This is a genomic window from Micromonospora sp. NPDC047557, from assembly GCF_043205095.1.
Lineage (GTDB): Bacteria > Actinomycetota > Actinomycetes > Mycobacteriales > Micromonosporaceae > Micromonospora.
Genome location: NZ_JBIDDK010000001.1, coordinates 1,227,703 through 1,247,905, shown reverse-complemented (window position 1 = coordinate 1,247,905; position 20,203 = coordinate 1,227,703). Strand labels below are relative to the sequence as shown.

Genomic DNA, 20,203 nt, shown 5'->3' with positions numbered 1-20,203 from the left:
ACAACAGCGCGACAGCAAAATTCGGCCATTCTGCTGTTCATTTCTTTCATCCTGGTGACGTACGATTGCGACCGTGACCAAGCGGTTGACTGAAGTTGCCAAGAAAGCGGGCGTCAGCGAGGCCACCGTCAGCCGGGTGCTCAACGGTCGGGACGGGGTCTCCGAGTCGACCCGGACGGCGGTGCTGACCGCGCTGGACGTGCTCGGCTACGAGCGGCCGACCAAGCTGCGTGGCGAACGGGCCCGGCTGGTCGGGCTGGTGCTGCCCGAGCTGCAGAACCCGATCTTCCCGGCGCTCGCCGAGGTGGTCACCGGGACCCTCGCCCAGCGGGGCTACACCCCTGCGCTCTGCGCCCGCACCATCGGCGGCGTGTCCGAGATGGACTACGTGGAGATGCTCCTCGACCACCAGGTCTCCGGCGTGATCTTCGCGGGTGGCTCGTACGCGCTCGCCGACGCCCGGCACGACCACTACCGGCGGCTGACCGATCGGGGCCTTCCCGTGGTCCTGGTCAACGCCGGTGTGGACGAGTTGGGCTTTCCCCGGGTCTCCACCGACGACGCGGTGGCGGTGGAGCAGGCGTACGGGCACCTGCGGTCGCTCGGCCATGAGCGGATCGGGATGGTGCTCGGCCCCGAGGGGCACGTGCCGTCCCGCCGCAAGCTGGACGCCATGGTCCAGGCCGCGGGTTGGGGCGACGCCGAGCGGGAGTGCGTCGAGCGGTCCAGCTTCTCGATGGAGGGCGCGCGGGTCGCCGCGACGAAACTTGTCGAGCGCGGCGTGACCGGCATCATCTGCGCCAGCGACGTGTTGGCCCTGGGCACCATCCGGGCCGCCCGGCGCCTGGGTCGCGCGGTGCCGGCGGACATCTCGGTGGTGGGCTTCGACGACTCCGCGTTCATGACCTGCACCGACCCGCCGCTGACCACCGTGCGGCAGCCGATCGAGACGATGGGGCAGGCCGCGGTGGACCTGCTGGTCACCCAGATCGAGGGTGCCGGCGTCCTGCAGGACGAGCTGCTGTTCGAGCCCGAGCTGGTGGTTCGCGGCTCGACGGCGCCCGCGCCCCGCCGCTGAGCGTGCCCCTGCCGTACTGACCGACCGCCCACCGGCCGTCGACCGCTTCTCGCGGTCGGCGGCCGTTTTTCGTGGTTGCCCGCAGCGCGCGAACACCGCCGGAGCACCGGTGTGGCAGACCGACCGGAAAGCCGTCAAACCCGGCGCAAAACACGTCACTGTCGGTGTCTGCCGTAAGTATGTCGCGTCTTTTCAAAACACCGTCGACACCTTGCTGAAATGAGTCGCCCTCGTTACAGTGACTCCACTCACACCTGGCTCCGGCGCAGCTACAGGGCGTCAGGTCGCATCACCGCAGATCAGCGCACCTCATGGAGACACCCGTTCCCGAAGGGATGGACAGATGTCCGTACCGCAATACCGAAGGGCTGCGGCGCTGGCGCTCGTGGCCGGCCTGGGGTTCAGCCTCACGGCATGCTCCACGAAGAGCGACGACAAGGGCACGACCGCCGGCGGCAAGGTCACCATCACGGTCGACTGCCAGCCGGTCGGCGCACAGAAAGAGCTGTTGAAGAACTGGAACGACGATGTCGTCGAGTTCCAGAAGCAGAACCCGGACATCGTCGTCAAGAGCGTGAGCGTCGGCGAGCAGTGCAACAACCCGCCGGACTTCACCGCACGCCTCGCCGGCGGCACGGTGACCGACGTGTTCTACGGGTACATGACCGATCTCCAGCAGGTGCTCGACTCCGGTCAGGCGATGGACATCACCGGGGTCGTCAACAAGGACACGATCCCCACCTGGGACAGCGTCGACCCGGCGCTCAAGGAGGCCTTCACCGACGGCGGCAAGCTGTACGCCGTCCCGGTGAAGAACTACTCGATGGGCCTGGTCTACAACAAGGTCCTGTTCCAGAAGGCCGGGCTCGACGTCAACAACCCGCCCAAGACCTGGGCCGACGTCCGGGCCGCCGCCAAGAAGATCTCCGCCCTCGGCAACGGCATCGCCGGCTACTCCGAGTACAGCGCCGGCAACACCGGCGGCTGGCACTTCACCTCGCTGCTCTACTCGCAGGGTGGCCAGATGCTGACCCCGGACGGCAAGAAGGCCGACTTCAACAACGCGATGGGCAAGCAGGTCCTGCAGAACATCAAGGACATGCGGTACGGCGACAACAGCATGGGCTCCCGCCAGCTGCTCCAGTGGGGTGACCTGCTGACCAACGCCGGCGCGGGCAAGGTCGGGATGTTCATCGGCGCGCCGGACGCCACCCAGGCGATCGTCAGCCAGTTCCAGGGCAAGTTCCAGGACTGGGCGATGGCCCCGCTGCCCGGCCAGGACGGCCTGGCGAAGGGCACGCTCGGCGGCGGCGAGGGCTACTTCTTCAAGAAGGACCTCACCCCCGAGCAGGTCAAGGCCGGTCTGAAGTGGATCGCGTACCAGAAGCTCACGCCGGGCAAGGGCCAGTTCGACTACGTCCGGGCCAAGCCGCAGAACTACCCGGTGGGTCTGCCCCAGCCGCTGCTGTTCGCCAACGGCAGCGAGGCGCAGAAGCAGGAACTCGAGCTGCGCAAGGCGAACGCGAACGTCGACACCGCGAACTTCGCCATCTTCGAGGCGACCCCGGTGCCGATCAAGGGTGAGCCGCGCAACGCGCAGGCGATCTACGCGGTCCTCGACGCCGCGATGTCCGGGGTGCTGACGAACCCGAACGCGAACATCGACGCGCTGCTCAAGACGGCCGAAGAGAAGGTCAACCAGCTCCTGGCCGCCGAGAGCTGACCGGTAGGTGTGGGGGTCGGCCCGCCGGCCCCCACACCCCGCGCCGCACCGTCCGCGTCACTGACTTCCGCAGGAGTTGCCTTGGCGATCACCGCCGCCCCCCAGGCCCCCAGGAAACCGGGTCGCCCGATGTCGCCGTACGCGACAGGGCCGCAGCGCACGAGCCTCGGCCGCAAGGTACGGGACAACCTCGCCGGGCACGCGTTCCTGATCGGCGCCGTGCTCTGCTTCGTGGTCTTCTCCTGGTACCCGATGATCCGCGGCATCGTCATGAGCTTCCAGCGGACCAGGCGCGGCGAGACGACCTGGGTGGGCTGGGACAACTACTCCCGGCTCATCGCCGACCCCAGCTTCTGGCCCGCCTGGAAGAACACGCTCTACTTCACAGTGCTCGCGCTCGTGCTCGGGTACGCGGTGCCGTTCTTCGTGGCGATCCTGCTCAACGAGTTTCGCCACGCCAAGGGGTACCTGCGGGTCCTGGTCTACCTGCCGGTCATGCTGCCGCCGGCCTCGGCGCTGTTCCTCTTCAAGTTCTACGCGTACGACCCCAGCGAGGCGGGGTTGTTCAACGCGATCCTCACGGCGCTGCACCTGCCCACGTCGCAGTGGATGCAGTCGCCGGACATGACGATGCCGGCCATGGTGATCGCGTCCACCTGGATGAACATGGGTGGCGCCGTCCTGATCTACCTGGCGTCGTTGCAGAACATTCCCGGTGAGCTGTACGAGGCGGCGGAGCTCGACGGCGCCGGGATCTGGGGGCGGATCCGCCACGTGACGATCCCGCAGACCCGGCTGATCCTCGCGCTCCTGGCGATGCTGCAGATCGTCGCCACGATGCAGCTCTTCATCGAGCCACTGATCCTCGCCAACGGCGCGGGCGCGGAGGATTCCGCGACCTCGGTGGCGTACCTCATCTACCAGCACGGGTTCTTCCAGAACGATCTCAACGGCGCCGCCGCGCTGGGCGTGATCATGCTCGTGGTGCTGGCCGGCTTCTCCGCCGTGTACGTGCGACTGACTGCGAAACAGGACTAGGACGGCGCCCAATGGCACAGGATTCCGGTACCCGGACCCTCATCTCCCACTCCCAGCTGAGTCGGGGGCGCGGGAAGGTCATCTACTGGACGCTGCTCGTGGTCGTCGTCGCGGGCTTCACGCTCGTCTTCCTCGGGCCCCTCTACTGGATGGTCACCGGCGCGCTCAAGTCCGGCCAGGAGATCGCGCAGACCCCGCCGTCGCTGTTCCCGAAGGACCCGCAGCCGCAGAACTACATCGACGCGTGGAACAACCTGGCCCTCGCCAAGCTGCTGTTCAACACGTTCTACTACGCCATCGGGGCGGTGCTGTTCCAACTCGTCTTCGACAGCGCCGCCGCGTACTCCCTGTCGAAGCTCCGGCCGATCTTCGGCAACGCGATCCTCGCCCTGATGCTGGGCACCCTGATGATCCCGGCGATGGTCCTCATCGTCCCGCAGTACGTGACGGTGCTCGACCTGCCGATCCTGCACATCAACCTGCTCGACTCACCGTTCGCGATCTGGCTGCCGATGGTCGCGAACGCGTTCAACATCTTCCTGCTGAAGCGGTTCTTCGACTCGATCCCGGAGGAGCTGATGGCCGCCGCTCTGATGGACGGGGCGACGTCGCTGCGCACGCTGTGGTCGATCATCCTGCCGCTGTCGCGTCCCATCCTCGGCGTCGTCTCGATCTTCGCCGTGACCGCGGTCTGGAAGGACTTCCTCTGGCCGAAGCTGGTCATGCCGTCGCCCGAGACCCGGACGGTAAGTGTCGGCATCTACACCTTCGCGGGTGGTACGCCGATGAACGTGGTGATCGCCGCGTCGGTCATCGCCGCCATCCCGACTGTCATCATCTTCCTGATCTTCCAACGGAACATCATGTCCGGCCTGACCACGGGCGGCATCAAGGGATAGCCCACGACCGCATTCACCCGCGCGGCGAACAACGACAGTTCGTCCCGACACATATCTCCCTCCGGCGAACCCGCCGACGTACTGACGCAGAAAGCAGGTGCTCGTGTCCACAGCTGACAGAAGTCCGTGGTGGCGTGGAGCCGTGATCTACCAGGTGTATCCCCGGAGCTTCGCCGACGGCAACGGCGACGGCATCGGTGACATCGCCGGCATCCGGTCCCGGCTGAACCACCTGTCCGCGCTCGGCGTCGACGCGATCTGGTTCAGCCCCTGGTACCCGTCCCCGATGGCCGACGCCGGGTACGACGTGTCCGACTACCGCGACATCGATCCGGTCTTCGGCACGCTCGCCGAGGTGGAGGCGTTGATCGCGGAGGCGCACGACCTCGGCATCCGGACGATCGTCGACGTGGTGCCCAACCACTGCTCCGACGCGCACCCGTGGTTCCAGGCCGCGCTGGCCGGCGGCCCGGGCGCGCCCGAGCGGGACCTGTTCTGGTTCCGTCCCGGTCGCGGCCCGAACGGTGACCAGCGGCCCACCGACTGGATCGGCGAGTTCGGCGGCGAGACCTGGACCCGCACCACCAACCCGGACGGCACGCCCGGCGACTGGTACCTGCACCTGTTCGCGCCCCAGCAGCCGGACTTCAACTGGGACCACCCCCGCGTGCGGGCCGAATTCGAGGACATCCTGCGGTTCTGGTTCGACCGGGGCGTCGACGGCATCCGGATCGACTCCGCCGGTCTGCTGGTGAAGGACGGGACGCTGCCCGAGGTCCGACCGGACCACCAGCACCCGTTCCACGACCTCGACGGCGTGCACGACATCTACCGGGGCTGGCGGCGGGTCGCCGACTCCTACGCCGATCGCGCGCTGATCGGTGAGGTGTGGCTGCCGGACCGGCAGCGGTTCGCCAACTACCTGCGCCCCGACGAGCTGCACGCGGCGTTCAACTTCGACTTCCTCGGCTGCGCCTGGGACGCGTCCGCGCTGCGCGAGAGCATCGACGGAACGCTGAGCGCGCACGCGCCGGTCGGCGCGCCGGCCACCTGGGTGCTGTCCAACCACGACGTGACCCGGCACGTCACCCGCTACGGCCGGGCGGACACCACGTTCAGCTTCGCGGCCAAGCGCGAGGGGATCCCCACCGACCTGGAGCTGGGCACCCGCCGGGCACGGGCCGCCGCGCTGCTGTCACTGTCGCTGCCCGGCGCCGCCTACGTCTACCAGGGCGAGGAGCTGGGGCTCTGGGAGGTCGAGGACATCCCGTACGCGCTGCGGCAGGACCCGATGTGGGAACGCTCCGGTCGGATCGACCCCGGCCGCGACGGCTGCCGCGTGCCGCTGCCCTGGGCCGGTGACGAGCCGCCGTTCGGGTTCAGCCCGGACGGGGCGGCGGCGCCCTGGCTACCGCAGCCGGCCGACTGGAAGGACCGGACGGCGTTGGCGCAGACCGGCGACCCGGCCTCGATGCTGGAGCTGTACCGGGCGGCGATCCACCTCCGGCGGGCCGAGGCGGCGCTCGGCGACGGTGAGCTGACGTGGCTGCCCGCCCCGGACGGGGTGCTGGCGTTCAGCCGTGGCGCTGGCTTCCGCTGCCTGGTCAACCTCACCGACGCGGCGGTGCCGCTGCCCGCCGACGGGGAGTTGCTGCTGGCCAGTGGCCCCCTCGACGACGGTCTGCTGCCCTCGGACACGGCCGTCTGGCTGCGTACCCCCGAAGCGGTGGACGGACCGCGCGCGGACGCCGCCGCCCTGACCTGATCCGACGGACGTGGTGCCGGCGGTCCCGTCCCGGCCGCCGGCACCACCCACCCGCACACCACGACCGAGAAAGGAGGAACGAGGGGGGAGAGACCGCCACGCCGCACCGAAACGGGGGACCTGGCCTGCCTGACGAGAGGGAGAGCACAGCTCATGGCCAACCACACCACCGCCACCCCGCACCACCTCCGACACCCGGCGCGCGTCGGGCTGGCCGCGATCGCCGCCACCCTGCTCGCCGCCACCACGGTGACCGCCCTCGCGGTCACCGGCACCGCCACCCCGGCTTCGGCGGCCGGGTTGTCCCCCTTCGACATCTCCGGCCGTGGCGCGACCGTCCCGTTCATCGAGCAGGAGGCGGAGAAGGCCGCCTCCAACGGCACGAGGATCGGCCCGGACCGGCGCTACGGCACGTTGCCGTCGGAGGCGTCCGGCCGCGAGGCGGTCACCCTCGACTCCGTCGGCGAGTACGTCGAGTTCACCCTCACCGCCCCGGCCAACGCGGTCACCTTCCGGCACAGCCTGCCGGACAGCCCGGCCGGCACCGGCCGGGACGCCGCCCTCGACCTGCGGGCCAACGGCACCCTGCTGAAGTCGGTGCCGGTGACCTCGCGGTACGGCTGGTACTACGGCGGCTACCCGTTCAACAACAACCCGGGCGACACGAACCCGCACCACTTCTACGACGAGACCCGGGCGATGTTCGGCACTACCTACCCGGCCGGTACGAAGATCCGGTTGCAGGTCTCCTCGACCGCCCAGTCGCCGACGTTCACCATCGACCTGGCGGACTTCGAGCTGGTCGCCCCGGCGATCAGCAAGCCCTCCGGTGTGCTCGACGTGGTCACCGACTTCGGCGCCGACCCGAGCGGCGCGACGGACTCGACCGCGAAGTTCCAGGCCGCGGTCGACGCCGGAAAGGCCCAGGGGCGGGCCGTCTGGATCCCGACCGGCACCTTCACCCTCTGGGACCACGTGGTGGTCGACGGGGTGACCCTGCGTGGGGCCGGCCCGTGGTATTCGGTGCTCGGCGGGCGGCACCCGACCGACCGCAAGCGGGCCGCCGGCATCTACGGCAAGTACGTCCCCGGCGGCGGCTACACCGGGGAGATCCGGTCGCACGAGGCGAACGGGCCGAGTCGCAACGTCACCCTGCGGGACTTCGCCATCATCGGCGACATCCGCGAGCGGGTGGACGAGGACCAGGTCAACGCCCTGGGCGGGGCGATGACCAACTCGGTGGTGGACAACCTGTGGCTGGAGAACACCAAGGTCGGGGCGTGGATGGACGGCCCGATGGACAACTTCACCATCCGCAACAGCCGCATCCTGGACCAGACCGCGGACGGGGTGAACTTCCACACCGGCGTCACCAACTCGACGGTGACCAACACGTTCGTCCGCAACACGGGCGACGACGCCCTGGCGATGTGGGCGCAGAGCGTGCCGAACGTCAACAACTCGTTCACGCACAACACCATCGGCGTGACGCTGCTGGCGAACCACCTGGTCAGCTACGGCGGTCGCGACATCAAGATCACCGACAACGTGACGGCCGACTCGCTGACCAACGGCGGCGGCATCCACGTCGCCAACCGCTACCCGGGCGTGCAGGGCGACACCGCGGTCCGGGGCACCTGGACGATCGCCCGGAACACGCTGATCCGCAACGGCAACTCGGACTACAACTGGAACTTCGGCGTCGGGGCGATCTGGTTCTCCGCCCTCAACGAGGCGTTCAGCCAGGCCACCATCAACATCACCGACACCGACATCCTGGACAGCTCGTACGCCGCGCTGCACTGGATCGAGGGCCAGACCAGCGGGATCAACCTCAACAACGTACGGATCGACGGCGCCGGCACGTACGCGCTCCAGGTGCAGGCGCCCAGCCAGGTGTCGTTCACCAACGTGCGCGCCACCAACATCGCGCAGAGCAACCCGATGCACAACTGCGTGGGCAGCGGCTTCCAGATCACCCAGGGTTCCGGCAACTCGGGCTGGTACACGTCGACCCCGTACTGCGGCCCGTGGCCGGAGCCGCAGTGGGGTGGCGGCCCCAGCACCCCGCCGACCACCGGCCCCACCACCGCGCCGCCGACCACGCCGCCCCCGACCACGCCGCCCCCGACCACGCCGCCGCCCACCGGCGGGAACCTGGCGCTGAACCGGTCGACGACCGCGACCAGCACCAACCAGAGCTACACGGCGGGCAACGCCGTGGACGGCAACGCGGCCACCTACTGGGAGAGCGCCAACAACGCCTTCCCGCAGTCGCTGACGGTGGACCTGGGCGCGGCCCGCTCGGTCGACCGGGTGGTGCTCAAGCTGCCCGCCGGCTGGGAGCAGCGCACCGAGACGCTGTCGGTGCTCGGCTCCACCGACGGCTCGTCGTACAGCACCCTGGCGTCGTCCGCCGGTCGGGTCTTCGACCCGGGCACGGGCAACACCGTGTCGATCGGGCTGCCCTCCGGTGACCGCCGCTACATCCGGGTCACCGTCACCGGCAACACCGGCTGGCCGGCCGCCCAGCTCAGCGAGGTCGAGGTGTACGGCGGCACGCAGACCACGGCACCGCCCACCACCGCACCGCCCACCACCGCACCGCCCACCACCGTCCCGCCCACGACGCCCCCGCCCAGTGGCAACCTCGCGGCCGGACGGTCGATCACGGAGACCAGCCACTCCGACGTGTACGCCGCGCCCAACGCGGTGGACGGCAACGCCAACACCTACTGGGAGAGCGCCAATAACGCCTTCCCGCAGTCGCTGACGGTGGACCTGGGCGCCACCCGTTCGGTGTCCCGGGTCGTGCTGAAGCTGCCGCCGTCGTCGGCGTGGCAGACCCGTACGCAGACGCTGTCGGTGCTCGGCTCCACCACCGGCTCGTCGTTCACCACCCTGAAGGCGTCCGCCGGCTACACGTTCAACCCGGCCAGCGGCAACACGGTCACCGTGACCTTCACGGCGACCAGCCAGCGGTACCTGCGGCTGACCGTCACCGGCAACACCGGCTGGCCCGCCGGCCAGCTCAGCGAGTTCGAGGTCTACTCCAGCTAGGCCGACGGCCCCCGCCCGAGCAGGGCGGGGGCCACCGGTCGGGAGCCCGGCGCAGCGCGGCGCCGGCCCGCCCACACCCGTCCCACACCGCACCGTCCCCCACCTGTCGCGGCACGACGGGCGTACCCCTGCACCCGTCACCGGGCAACGCACCCACACCACCCCCGAAAGAGGTGTAGCCACCCATGTCCAGAAACGGCCCCACCCGAGGCACCCCGCGTGCCGGCTCGCCCGGTCCCGTCCCCGGAGCCCACCGAGCCCACCGAGCCGGCCGACTGCCGGCCGGCCGGCGGCTGCTCGCCGGCGCGCTCGCCGGACTGCTCCTCGCCGCTGTCCCCGCCCTCACCCCGGCGACCGCGGCACCGGCGGCGAAGCCAGCTCCGGCCCCGGCCGGGTCCGCCCGCGCGGCCCTGCTCGCCGGGCTCTCCGCCAGCATGAGCGCCAGCAGCTACAACCAGAACTACGTCGCGGGCAACGCCAACGACGGCAACGCGTCGACCTACTGGGAGAGCGCCAACAACGCGTTCCCGCAGTGGATCCAGGCCGACCTCGGTGCCACCGTCACCGTGGACCGGGTGGTGCTCAAGCTGCCGCCCTCGTCGGACTGGCAGACCCGCACCCAGACACTGTCGATCCTCGGCTCCACCAACGGCTCGACCTTCACCACCCTGAAGGCGTTCGGCGGCTATACGTTCGACCCGGGCACCGGCAACACCGCGACGGTCAGCTTCACCGCGGCCAGCACCCGCTACGTACGGGTGCAGGTCACCGGCAACACCGGCTGGCCGGCCGCGCAGTTCTCCGAGGTCGAGGTGTACGGCGCCAGCGGCAGCACCGACACCCAGGCCCCCAGCGCCCCCGGCAACCTGGCGTACACCCAGCCCGCCAGCGGTCAGATCCGGCTCACCTGGTCCGCGTCCACGGACAACGTCGGCGTGACCGGGTACGACGTCTACGCGGGTGGCGCGCTGCGCGGCAGCGTCGGCGGCTCGACGCTGACGTACACCGACAGCCAGCCGGACACCGCCACGGTCTCGTACTACGTGCGGGCCAGGGACGCGGCCGGTAACCAGTCGTCGAACAGCAACACGGTGACCCGCACCGGCACCGGCAACCCGCCCACCGGCACCAACCTGGCGGTCGGCAAGCCGATCACCGCCTCCGGGTACGTGCACACATTCGTGGCGACCAACGCCAACGACAACAACGTGACCACCTACTGGGAGGGCAACGGCAACCCGAGCACGCTGACCGTGCAGCTCGGTGCGAACGCCAGCCTCAGCCAGGTCGTGCTGAAGCTCAACCCGGACTCCGCCTGGGGTACGCGTACCCAGAACATCACCGTGCTCGGCCGCGACCAGGGCTCGTCGACCTTCACCACCCTGGTCGGCGCGGCGAACTACACCTTCAACCCGGGCAGCGGCAACACGGTGACCATCCCGGTCTCCGGCGCCGCCGCCGACGTACGGCTCTCGATCGCCTCGAACACCGGCGCCCCGGCCGGGCAGGTGGCCGAGTTCCAGGTCATCGGCACCCCCGCGCCGAACCCGGACCTCACCGTGACCGGCATGTCGGTGAGCCCGTCCGCGCCCGTGGAGACCAGCACCATCACGCTCTCGGCGACCGTGCGCAACGCCGGCTCGGCGGCCTCCGCCGCCACCAACGTCAACTTCTACCTGGGCTCCACCCGGGTCGGCACCGCGTCGGTCGGCGGCCTCGCGGCCGGCGCCTCGACCACGGTCAGCGCCAGCATCGGCACCCGCGACGCGGGCAGCTACCCGCTCAGCGCGAAGGTCGACGAGTCCAACACCGTCGTCGAGACCGACGACACCAACAACAGCTACTCCAACCCGAGCCCGCTGGTGGTGAGCCCGGTCGCCACGAGTGACCTGGTCGCCTCGGCGGTGGCCTGGTCGCCGGGCAACCCGTCGGCCGGCAGCACGGTCACCTTCTCCGTGTCGATCCGCAACGCCGGCAGCGTGGCCTCCGCGTCCGGGTCGCACGGCATCACGCTCACCGTGCTCAACGAATCGGGCACTGTGGTGCGTACCCTCACCGGCTCGTACTCCGGGGTGATCAACGCCGGGGCCACCGTCGGCCCGGTCGACCTGGGCACCTGGACGGCCGCGAACGGCAAGTACACCGTGCGGGTCGTGCTCGCGGCCGACAGCAACGAACTGCCGGTCAAGCAGGGCAACAACACCAGCGACCGTCCGCTCTTCGTCGGGCGCGGCGCCAACATGCCGTACGACATGTACGAGGCCGAGGACGGCGTGGTCGGCGGCGGCGCGGCAGTCGTGGGCCCGAACCGGACCGTCGGCGACGTGGCCGGTGAGGCGTCCGGCCGGCGTGCGGTGACGCTCAACTCGACCGGCAGCTACGTCGAGTTCACCACCCGGGCCAGCACCAACACGCTTGTCACCCGCTTCTCCATCCCCGACGCGTCGGGTGGCGGGGGCATCAACTCCACGCTGAACGTCTACGTCAACGGCACGTTCCACAAGGCCATCGACCTGACGTCCCGCTACGCCTGGCTCTACGGCAACGAGACCAGCCCGGGCAACTCGCCGAGCGCGGGCGGACCGCGGCACATCTACGACGAAGCCAACGTCATGCTCAACTCGACAGTGCCGGCCGGCAGCAAGATCCGCCTCCAGAAGGACGCGGCCAACACCACCACGTACGCGATCGACTTCATCAACACCGAGCAGGTCTCGCCGATCGCGAACCCGGACTCGGCCCGCTACGCGACGCCGGCCGGCTTCACCCACCAGGACGTGCAGAACGCCCTGGACCGGGTGCGGATGGACACCACCGGCAACCTGATCGGCGTGTACCTGCCCGCCGGCAACTACTCCACCTCGTCGAAGTTCCAGGTGTACGGCAAGGCGGTCAAGGTGACCGGCGCCGGACCCTGGTACACCCGGTTCAACGCCCCCTCCGGCCAGGAGAACACCGACATCGGCTTCCGGGCCGAGAACTCGGCGGCCGGATCGTCGTTCGCGAACTTCGCCTACTTCGGCAACTACACCTCGCGCATCGACGGGCCGGGCAAGGTGTTCGACTTCGCCAACGTGTCGAACATCATGATCGACAACATCTGGGCCGAGCACCAGGTCTGCCTCTACTGGGGCGCCAACACCGACTACATGACGATCAAGAACTCGCGGATCCGCAACCTGTTCGCCGACGGCATCAACATGACCAACGGCAGCACCAACAACCTGGTCAGCAACAACGACGCCCGGGCCACCGGCGATGACAGCTTCGCGCTGTTCTCGGCGATCGACGCGGGCGGCGCGGACATGCGGGACAACATCTACGAGAACCTGACCTCGACCCTGACCTGGCGGGCCGCCGGTGTCGCCGTCTACGGCGGCTACGGCAACACGTTCCGCAACATCTACATCGCGGACACGCTCGTCTACTCCGGCATCACCATCAGCTCGCTCGACTTCGGCTACCCGATGAACGGCTTCGGCGCGAGCCCGCCGACCCGTTTCGAGAACATCTCGATCGTGCGGGCCGGTGGGCATTTCTGGGGCGCGCAGACCTTCCCGGCGATCTGGGTCTTCTCCGCCTCGAAGGTGTTCCAGGGCATCCGGGTCAGCGACGTGGACATCGTCGATCCGACCTACAGCGGCATCATGTTCCAGACCAACTACGTCGGTGGGCAGCCGCAGTTCCCGGTCACCGACACGGTCTTCACCAACATCTCGATCAGCGGCGCCCGCAAGAGCGGTGACGCCTACGACGCGAAATCCGGCTTCGGCATCTGGGTCAACGAGATGCCCGAGTCCGGGCAGGGGCCGGCCGTCGGGTCGGTGACCTTCAACAACCTGCGGTTGAGCAACAACGCGGTGGACATCCGCAACACCACCTCGACCTTCACCATCAACCGCAACTGAGTCAGGCCGTACCGGATGCCGCCGGGAGGTTCACCCTCCCGGCGGCATCGCGCCGTGCCGGCCCTCGCCAGCGGCGAACCGGGCCGCCCCGGCCGCCGCGTCGGTGGCCAGCGAATCCATCCCGTACGCCAGCTCGGTCGCCAGCGCCTCCGCCTCGGGCCGTCCGGCGCCGGCCAGCACGGCCGCCCGGTCGTTGCGCAGGCAGGTCTGCGGATGCCGGGCCATCGCCGCGGCCAGCTCCTCGGCCGCCGCCCGCGCCCGGCCCGGCGGCACCACCCGATTGACCAACCCCATGGTGTACGCCTCGTCGGCGGGCACCGCCCGCCCGGTGAGGATCAGGTCCAGGGCACGGCTCTCACCGATCAGCCGGGGCAGCCGGACCGTCCCGCCGTCGATCAGCGGCACTCCCCAGCGTCGGCAGAATACGCCGAGCGTGGCGTCGGACTCGGCGACCCGCAGGTCGCACCAGAGTGCCAGCTCCAGGCCGCCGGCCACCGCGTACCCGGAGATCGCCGCGATCACCGGCTTGCTCAGCGCCATGCGGGTCGGACCCATCGGGCCGTCTCCCTCCGGCTCGACCCGATTGCCGCTGGGTGTGCCGATCGCCTTCAGGTCGGCGCCCGCGCAGAACGTGCCGGCGGCACCCCAGAGCACGGCCACCGCCGCGTCCGGATCGGCGTCGAACGAGCGAAAGGCGTCCGCCAGTGCCCGCGCGGTCGGCCCGTCCACCGCGTTGCGGGCCGCCGGCCGGTCCAGGATCACCGTCGTGACCGGCCCGGCGCGCTCCACCCGTACACCCATCGGCCCAGCATGCCCGCACCGCCCGGCACCCACAATCCGCGCCGATCCCGCGGTGCCGACCGGCGTTGTGCCGTGCCCGCCACGCCCTGCTACAGGTCCGTCACCGGCGACCGGTTTGCGACCGCGTTCGCCGGGAAGTCGGTACGGGTGCGAGCACTTCTGACGAAAGTTGAGCAGGCAACCGGCCTGGACCGGACGGGCGACCGTCTGCAGCGGGTGGTCCTCGGCACGCTGCGACCGCGGCGGCTGCGGGACCTGCTGCACGGCGTGACGTTGGGGCATCCGCTGCATCCGGCGATGGTGCAGGTCCCGGTCGGCGCGTGGATCAGCGCCGCGGTGCTGGACCTGATGCCGGGCCAGCGCCGGCCGGCCACCGTGCTGGTCGGCCTGGGCACCGTCAGCGCGCTGCCGGCGGCGGTCGCCGGTCTGAACGACTGGGCGGCGCTCTCCCGGGACCAGCGCCGGGTCGGCCTGGTGCACGCCGCCGCGAACACCGTCGGCATGGGGCTCTACGCCGGCTCGCTGGCGGCGCGGCTCTCCGGGCGGCACGGCGTCGGTCGGGCGCTCGGCTTCCTCGGGCTGTCCGCCGTGAGCCTCGGCGCGTACATCGGTGGCCACCTGGCGTACAAGCAGGGCGCCCAGGTCAACCAGAGCATCTCCGAGCTGCACCGGATGACCGACGGCTGGCATTCCCTGGCCGACATGGCCACCCTGCCGCAGCGCACACTGATCACCCGGGAGGTCGACGACGTCTCGGTGATCCTCTACCGTCACGGCGACGAGGTCACCGTCATGCTGGAGCGCTGCCCCCATCAGAGCGGGCCGCTCGGCGAGGGCGAGGTCCAGGAGATCGACGGCCACGCGTGCGTGGTCTGCCCGTGGCACGGCAGCGCGTTCCGGCTCAACGGCGGCGAGGTCGTACTGGGGCCCTCCGGCAACGACCAGCAGATCCTGCCCACGCGGATCCGCGACGGCGTGCTCCAGACCCGCGTCCCCTGACCTACCGCACTGTCGAGAGTGGTCGGTCGTCGACCCGCTTGATCATCAGGGCACAATGCCTGGCATGGATCTCCATGAGCGGTTCCGGCGCGCGGCGATCGAGCAGGGCATCGGAGAGGGCGAGGTCACCACGTTCGCCGAGTTCCTCCGGTTCGCGATCTGGACCAGCCCGGACTACGACGGCCCGCTCGTCGGGCGCAGCGGCGGGTTGCCGCGGCTGCCGGTGGGCATGCAGTGGCCGTCCGCCGGGTCGCGGCCACTGCAGTTCGTCGCCTCCTTCGACTGCTCGGCGCTCCCCCGAGTCGACGGCCTGGCCCTGCCGACGGAGGGTTCGCTGCTCTTCTTCCTGGACCACGAGTGGGCCGACGAAGCAGATGACGTCGCCGGCGAGCAGCGGTACGCGCGAGTCGTGTACGTACCGGCCGGCACCGACACCGCGACCGCACCGGAGCCCGACCACGACGAGGAGATGTTCTACGACAGCAGGCGCCACTTCGTCGAACCGGAGCGTGACCTCTTCGCCGCGGTCAACGCGGAGTTGCCCCGCTGGCTCGAGAAGGACAGGGATGTGCGGGGAGGGCTCCCGTGGTCTGCCGACCGGGAGCACCTGGGTCTGCACCTGCCGCACAAAAAGCAGCTTCGGGCGTTGGTCGAAAAGCTCTGGCCGCCAAGCCGTGGTGCTGATTTCCGCCTGGGCGGATACACCAGTGGCATCGGTGAGCTTGCCACCGAACACATGTCGAGCACCCCGGAGACCGGGATGGCCGACAAGAACCTCGATGCCCGGCAGAAGGCCGGCGAACTCGTCATCGCGCCCGGCGGGCGGGATCTGCACCTGGAGGTGGAGGCACTGCGGGTGATGCGCGAGTGGGTGCCGCTCGTCCAGTTCGTGCCGGACTCCGTCTACCGGGGGCGTTTCCTGATCCGCCACGACGACCTCGCCGCCCGGCGGTTCGACAAGGCGCTCTCCTTCACCGCCTTCACCGAATAGGCCCGCCGCGGTCGGCGTACCGGTATCGGCATCTCCGGACCGTCCGGTCCCGCGCGCCTGCCGGTGCCGGTCCGGGGTGTGCCGGCTCAGCCGCGCCGATGTCGACCGCCCTGGGGTCCGTCGTCGTCCCACTCTGCCGCACCGGTAACTCCGGCACTGTCGCTCCCGGCCCCCGATGCGCCGACGGACGCCGTGCCGTCGCCGGACCAGCCGGGTGCTGTGCCAGCGGTTGGTGCGGACGGCTCGATGGCCGCCGCCGCGCGGCTGGCGGCCCAGGCGGCGCCGCTGCCGCTCCGGCCCAGGCTCCCGCTCGGATCCAGGCTGCTTCCGGTCGAGCTGCCGCGGCGGCCGCTCGCCCCGCGCCGGGGTGCGCGGCTGGATGCGGCCAGCCGGGGAGCCGCGCCGGCGGTGGCCGGGCGGCGGCGCAGGCCGAGCACCGCGCCGATCTGGGCGCCGACGATGCTCGCGACGGCCAGCACGGCGGAGACCGCGAGCGGTCGGTTCACCCGGTCGGTGGTTCCGGCCCGCGCCGCGCCGACGGTCATCGGGGGTACCTGACCTGTCGACTCCGTACCGCCGGTGGGCGCCTGCTCCGCCCGCTCCGGCGCGGTCCGCTCGGGCGCCGGTCGCGGGGCCGGCGGCCTGGGCGCGGCGGGCCGGCCGACGAGTTTTCCGGTGGCGTGCGGGCGGGCGCCCTGGTCGGCGGCCTCCGCTGGCAGCCGGAGCAGTTGGCCGGGGCGAATCCGATCCGGGTCGTCCAGCCGGTTCAGCTTGGCGAGCTGTCGGTAGTCGCCGAACTCGTCGAGGTACCGCTCGGCCACCTCGCCGAGGTAGTCGCCCCGCGCCACGCGATACACGGGCGCCGCCTGGTCACCAGCGCTCGGCCCACCGGGCGCGACCAGTCCGAGCGGCCCGCTGCCGGTCATCCCGAGCGGCCCGCTTCCGGTCATCCCGAGCGGCCCGCTTCCGGTCATCCCGGTCATCCCGAGCGGCCCAGCTTCGGGCAGTCGGGCGGCGCTGGTCGAAGCGCTCGACTGGGCGTACGCCGGACCGGTGTAGACCGCCGCGGCGCTGGCGGCGGCCGGGCTGGCGGCGAGGATCAGCGCGACCGAACCGACAAGCGCGGCGGCGGCCTTCTGCTGGCGGCTCATCCCCGGCAACTTCGGCGCTGGCCTGCGCAGAATCTGCGCACCCAGCTCGACCACCACGGAGAAGGCGAACGTGGCCCAGCCGAACCAGCCGGCCAACGCCAGGGCCCGCAGGAAGAGCTGCCCGTCGTCGCGGCTGGTCAGGGCGGTGCCCACCTCGGCGAGAGTGGGCAGATGGTCGGGCAGGGGATTGCCCGCGAAGGCGAGCAGCGCGACCGGCGCACCCGCCACCAGAGCGAAGAGCACGACGAGCGCGCCGACGCCGGTGAGGACGCGTCCGGTCCGCCGTACGACGGACCGACCCGATGCGGACATGGCGGCCTTCCTTCCTACGGTCCTGCGGTGATGGCCCGCGCGGTCGCCTCGCCGGTGACGGTGACCCGGTCGGCGAAGCCGAACAGCCCGAGCATCGAGCGGCGGTAGGTGATCGTGACGCGTACCCGGACGACGGTCTCCCCGGCGATCTGCGGGAAGCTCACGGTGTGGCCGGTGGTGCCGGCGGCGGAGAGGTAGTTGGCGACCGCGACGCGGGCCTGCGGCTGGTCGATCCGCGTCGGCCCACCCTCGATCGCGGTGGCCCGGTCGATGGCCTGCCCGCCCGCGCGGGCCGCCTCCGCGGCCAGGTTGTCGGCGCGTTGCAGCGTGCGCAGCTGACCCGCGCCGTCGAACGAGAGACCCACGATGGCCAGTACGCCGACCATCGCCACCGCCAGGAAGATGCTCACGCGGCCGTGGTCGCCGGAGAGCGGACGGACGGTCATCGCCGGCTCCGGTAGCGGTCCAGTGGTGAGGTGAAGCTGGCCTCGATGCGGTTTTCGCTGGGCATGCCGGGCACGGCCGAGAGGCGCAGATCCCGGAAGGACACCCGGCAGGCGACCGTGACGGTGACCGTCGCATCCTGGCCGAGCGCGCTGCCGTAGGCCCGCTCGAAGCTGGTGGCGGCGCCTCCGACCGAGCCGCTGAACGTCACGGTCGGTGTGCCGCGGCAACTCAGCCCTCGCCAGTCCAACTGCTCCTGAGCCGCGTCGCGCGCCTCCTCGCGGGCCTCGGTCGCACTGCGGGAGATCGAGGCGGCGCGGGCCGCGTCGTGCGCGGCGGCGTCGATGGCCTCCGCCGCCACCGCGCTGCGTCCGGCCACGCCGGCCAGCACCATCAGCGCGATGAACGCGGGTGCGAGCACCGCCACCTCGATGGAGACCGAGCCCCGCTCGGCGGGCCGGTTCACGGCGGGGTCACCCGCTCCACCGTCCCGTGCGCGGTCTGTTCTACCGCGAAGTCCACGCCGGGCACCACGGACAGGGACCGGCCGGTCACCGTGCAGGTCACCTCGACGTCGGTGGTCACGCAGGTCGGGCCGGTCCTCTCCCAGCCCAGCAACCAGCCGCCGGTGGCGGACAGGAACCGGGTGGCGCTGGCCTTCCCGGCGCCGTCGCGCGCGTTGTAGAGCCGTTGGGCGTTGACCCCGCTCTGGGCGGCGTTCAACGCCGTGGAGCGGGCCAGGAAGACCGCCGAGACCTGGAGCGAGGCGAACAGGAGCACCAGGATCAGCGGCATCACCACGGCCAGCTCCACCGGATTGGCACCCCGCTCCCGGTCGCCGGCCACGAGGCGACACCGGGCGGCGAGAACCGCCCGGCGCCACCTTCCGAACGCGGCTCGGCGCATCCTGGCTACCGTGGGTTCGAGTGGTTCGGGATGGCCTTCATCCAGTCGTTGGCCTTGCCGAGGGCCAGGCCGGTGACGATGGTCGCCACGAAGACCAGACCGAAGATGATCACGGCGGTCGGTACCGGGCTGTCGCCGCGCTCGCCGTCCCGCCGCAGCTCGGCGAAGCGCGTCGTCACCACGACGTGCAGGTAGGTGAGGATGGACATGGCGTTCTCCTTCTCGGGGTCGGATCAGACACGGGCGATGAACGGATAGACGACGAAGCCGAGCAGCACGAAGACGAGAAGTGCGCCCGGGATGTCGAGTCGGCTGGTCACGCCCTCGGCGCGGGCCAGGTTGTCGGTGCGGATCTGGTCGCGCAGCGAGTCGGCCCGGCTGCGCAGGGTCTCGTGCACCTGCGCGCCCTCGCTGCCAGAGGAGCGCATGATCGCGCCGACGTCACCCAGCTCCGGGATACCGATCTTGTCGGCGAGGTCCCGCAGCTCGTCCCAGGGCGCGTGCATCTGCATCTGGGCGATCCGCAGCGACTCCTGAAGCCTGTCGAACACCCAGCCGTCACAGACCGCGGCGGCCCGCTCCAGCGACTGCACCGGCCCGTGCGCGGCGGAGAGCTGCAGGGCCACCAGATCCAGGTACGTGCAGACGGCCTGGCGGAACTCGTCGCGGGCCGCGTCCGCCTTGGCCAGCACCGAGCGGTGCGCCAGCAGGCCGGCGATCAGCGCCATGCCGAGGCCACCCAGCACCGGTACGACAAGCGGCAGCGAGACACCGAGCACGAACAGCGCCACCCCGAGCAGGGTCGGCGTGGCCAGTCCGATGAGCGCCGACAGCAGCACCGACAGCGCGTACTGCTCGGGGGTCTGACCGATCAGGGCGAGCTGCCGGTGCGGTGGTCGCAACCAGCGGGACAGCCCGGTCAGCCAGTCCAGCCGGCGGGAGGCGGGAGCGGCCACCCGCCCGGTGCCCGGCGGCTGGTGCAGGCGACGCAGCGCCGGCCCGAGCGCGGGGGTCGCCGGAACCAGCTCCCGGACCACCAGGAACAGGCCCAGCCCGATCGCCGCTCCACCGGACACGGCGACGCCGAGGAGCCAGTTGACGATCACCGCAGGCCCCTTCCGGGGACGG

The 20,203-nt window shown here is 70.7% G+C and carries 15 protein-coding genes and 1 pseudogene; 9 read left to right on the top strand and 7 right to left on the bottom strand.

Going from position 1 to position 20,203, the window contains the following annotated elements:
- Window positions 1-73 precede the first annotated feature (73 nt).
- The 7 genes from ACGGAQ_RS05825 (at window position 74) to ACGGAQ_RS05795 (ending at window position 13,471) form a co-directional block, all read left to right on the top strand.
- Window positions 74-1,078 carry a LacI family DNA-binding transcriptional regulator gene (locus ACGGAQ_RS05825; RefSeq protein WP_393044969.1) on the top strand — a complete coding sequence of 335 codons (1,005 nt, stop codon included), beginning with the start codon at window positions 74-76 and terminating at the stop codon, window positions 1,076-1,078.
- 343 nt (window positions 1,079-1,421) lie between these two features.
- Window positions 1,422-2,801, top strand: coding sequence for an ABC transporter substrate-binding protein (locus tag ACGGAQ_RS05820; protein ID WP_393044967.1), 1,380 nt, complete (start codon window positions 1,422-1,424; stop codon window positions 2,799-2,801).
- Between the two features lie 81 nt (window positions 2,802-2,882).
- Window positions 2,883-3,839 carry a carbohydrate ABC transporter permease gene (locus tag ACGGAQ_RS05815; protein WP_393044965.1) on the top strand — a complete coding sequence of 319 codons (957 nt, stop codon included), beginning with the start codon at window positions 2,883-2,885 and terminating at the stop codon, window positions 3,837-3,839.
- An 11-nt stretch (window positions 3,840-3,850) separates the two neighbouring features.
- A complete protein-coding gene (locus ACGGAQ_RS05810) occupies window positions 3,851-4,738 on the top strand; it encodes a carbohydrate ABC transporter permease (protein ID WP_355064670.1) in 888 nt (295 codons plus the stop codon).
- Between the two features lie 142 nt (window positions 4,739-4,880).
- Window positions 4,881-6,503: a glycoside hydrolase family 13 protein gene (locus tag ACGGAQ_RS05805; RefSeq protein WP_393044962.1), complete on the top strand. Its 1,623-nt coding sequence runs from the start codon at window positions 4,881-4,883 to the stop codon at window positions 6,501-6,503.
- 153 nt (window positions 6,504-6,656) lie between these two features.
- Window positions 6,657-9,563: a discoidin domain-containing protein gene (locus tag ACGGAQ_RS05800; protein WP_393044960.1), complete on the top strand. Its 2,907-nt coding sequence runs from the start codon at window positions 6,657-6,659 to the stop codon at window positions 9,561-9,563.
- 185 nt (window positions 9,564-9,748) lie between these two features.
- The gene (locus ACGGAQ_RS05795; RefSeq protein ID WP_393044958.1) at window positions 9,749-13,471 is read left to right on the top strand and encodes a discoidin domain-containing protein; all 3,723 of its coding nucleotides are present in this window, start codon (window positions 9,749-9,751) and stop codon (window positions 13,469-13,471) included.
- 30 nt (window positions 13,472-13,501) lie between these two features.
- Here the strand turns inward: ACGGAQ_RS05795 and ACGGAQ_RS05790 are convergent, their stop codons facing one another.
- Window positions 13,502-14,272, bottom strand: a complete 771-nt coding sequence (locus tag ACGGAQ_RS05790; RefSeq protein WP_393044956.1) for a crotonase/enoyl-CoA hydratase family protein — start codon at window positions 14,270-14,272, stop codon at window positions 13,502-13,504.
- 147 nt (window positions 14,273-14,419) lie between these two features.
- On the opposite strand from ACGGAQ_RS05790, the gene ACGGAQ_RS05785 reads away from it, so the two are divergent.
- Together ACGGAQ_RS05785 and ACGGAQ_RS05780 are read left to right on the top strand one after the other, a co-directional pair.
- Window positions 14,420-15,271: a Rieske 2Fe-2S domain-containing protein gene (locus ACGGAQ_RS05785; RefSeq protein WP_393044954.1), complete on the top strand. Its 852-nt coding sequence runs from the start codon at window positions 14,420-14,422 to the stop codon at window positions 15,269-15,271.
- 64 nt (window positions 15,272-15,335) lie between these two features.
- Window positions 15,336-16,262 carry a DUF1963 domain-containing protein gene (locus ACGGAQ_RS05780; RefSeq protein ID WP_393044952.1) on the top strand — a complete coding sequence of 309 codons (927 nt, stop codon included), beginning with the start codon at window positions 15,336-15,338 and terminating at the stop codon, window positions 16,260-16,262.
- Window positions 16,263-16,606: 344 nt separating this feature from the next.
- Here the strand turns inward: ACGGAQ_RS05780 and ACGGAQ_RS05775 are convergent.
- The 6 genes and pseudogenes from ACGGAQ_RS05775 to ACGGAQ_RS05750 all read right to left on the bottom strand — a co-directional run.
- Window positions 16,607-17,725, bottom strand: a pseudogene (locus ACGGAQ_RS05775) (LysM peptidoglycan-binding domain-containing protein); the annotation flags it as partial.
- Between the two features lie 14 nt (window positions 17,726-17,739).
- Window positions 17,740-18,171, bottom strand: a complete 432-nt coding sequence (locus ACGGAQ_RS05770; RefSeq protein WP_393044950.1) for a pilus assembly protein TadG-related protein — start codon at window positions 18,169-18,171, stop codon at window positions 17,740-17,742.
- Window positions 18,168-18,635, bottom strand: a complete 468-nt coding sequence (locus ACGGAQ_RS05765) for a TadE/TadG family type IV pilus assembly protein (RefSeq protein WP_393044948.1) — start codon at window positions 18,633-18,635, stop codon at window positions 18,168-18,170. The genes ACGGAQ_RS05770 and ACGGAQ_RS05765 overlap by 4 nt, the downstream gene beginning before the upstream one ends.
- Entirely contained in the window at window positions 18,632-19,075 is a 444-nt protein-coding gene (locus ACGGAQ_RS05760; RefSeq protein ID WP_393044946.1) for a TadE/TadG family type IV pilus assembly protein, read from the bottom strand. The genes ACGGAQ_RS05765 and ACGGAQ_RS05760 overlap by 4 nt, the downstream gene beginning before the upstream one ends.
- A 5-nt stretch (window positions 19,076-19,080) precedes the next feature.
- Window positions 19,081-19,284 carry a hypothetical protein gene (locus ACGGAQ_RS05755; RefSeq protein ID WP_393044944.1) on the bottom strand — a complete coding sequence of 68 codons (204 nt, stop codon included), beginning with the start codon at window positions 19,282-19,284 and terminating at the stop codon, window positions 19,081-19,083.
- Window positions 19,285-19,308: 24 nt separating this feature from the next.
- Window positions 19,309-20,178: a type II secretion system F family protein gene (locus ACGGAQ_RS05750; RefSeq protein WP_393045694.1), complete on the bottom strand. Its 870-nt coding sequence runs from the start codon at window positions 20,176-20,178 to the stop codon at window positions 19,309-19,311.
- Window positions 20,179-20,203 lie beyond the last annotated feature (25 nt).

Excerpts from the sequence above, each read along its gene's own strand:
- ACGGAQ_RS05820 (WP_393044967.1), top strand. The coding sequence starts at position 1,422 with ATGTCCGTACCGCAATACCGAAGGGCTGCGGCGCTGGCGCTCGTGGCC.
- ACGGAQ_RS05810 (WP_355064670.1), top strand. The coding sequence starts at position 3,851 with ATGGCACAGGATTCCGGTACCCGGACCCTCATCTCCCACTCCCAGCTG.
- ACGGAQ_RS05800 (WP_393044960.1), top strand. The coding sequence starts at position 6,657 with ATGGCCAACCACACCACCGCCACCCCGCACCACCTCCGACACCCGGCG.
- ACGGAQ_RS05795 (WP_393044958.1), top strand. The coding sequence starts at position 9,749 with ATGTCCAGAAACGGCCCCACCCGAGGCACCCCGCGTGCCGGCTCGCCC.
- ACGGAQ_RS05790 (WP_393044956.1), bottom strand. The coding sequence starts at position 14,272 with ATGGGTGTACGGGTGGAGCGCGCCGGGCCGGTCACGACGGTGATCCTG.
- ACGGAQ_RS05780 (WP_393044952.1), top strand. The coding sequence starts at position 15,336 with ATGGATCTCCATGAGCGGTTCCGGCGCGCGGCGATCGAGCAGGGCATC.
- ACGGAQ_RS05770 (WP_393044950.1), bottom strand. The coding sequence starts at position 18,171 with ATGACCGTCCGTCCGCTCTCCGGCGACCACGGCCGCGTGAGCATCTTC.
- ACGGAQ_RS05760 (WP_393044946.1), bottom strand. The coding sequence starts at position 19,075 with ATGCGCCGAGCCGCGTTCGGAAGGTGGCGCCGGGCGGTTCTCGCCGCC.
- ACGGAQ_RS05755 (WP_393044944.1), bottom strand. The coding sequence starts at position 19,284 with ATGTCCATCCTCACCTACCTGCACGTCGTGGTGACGACGCGCTTCGCC.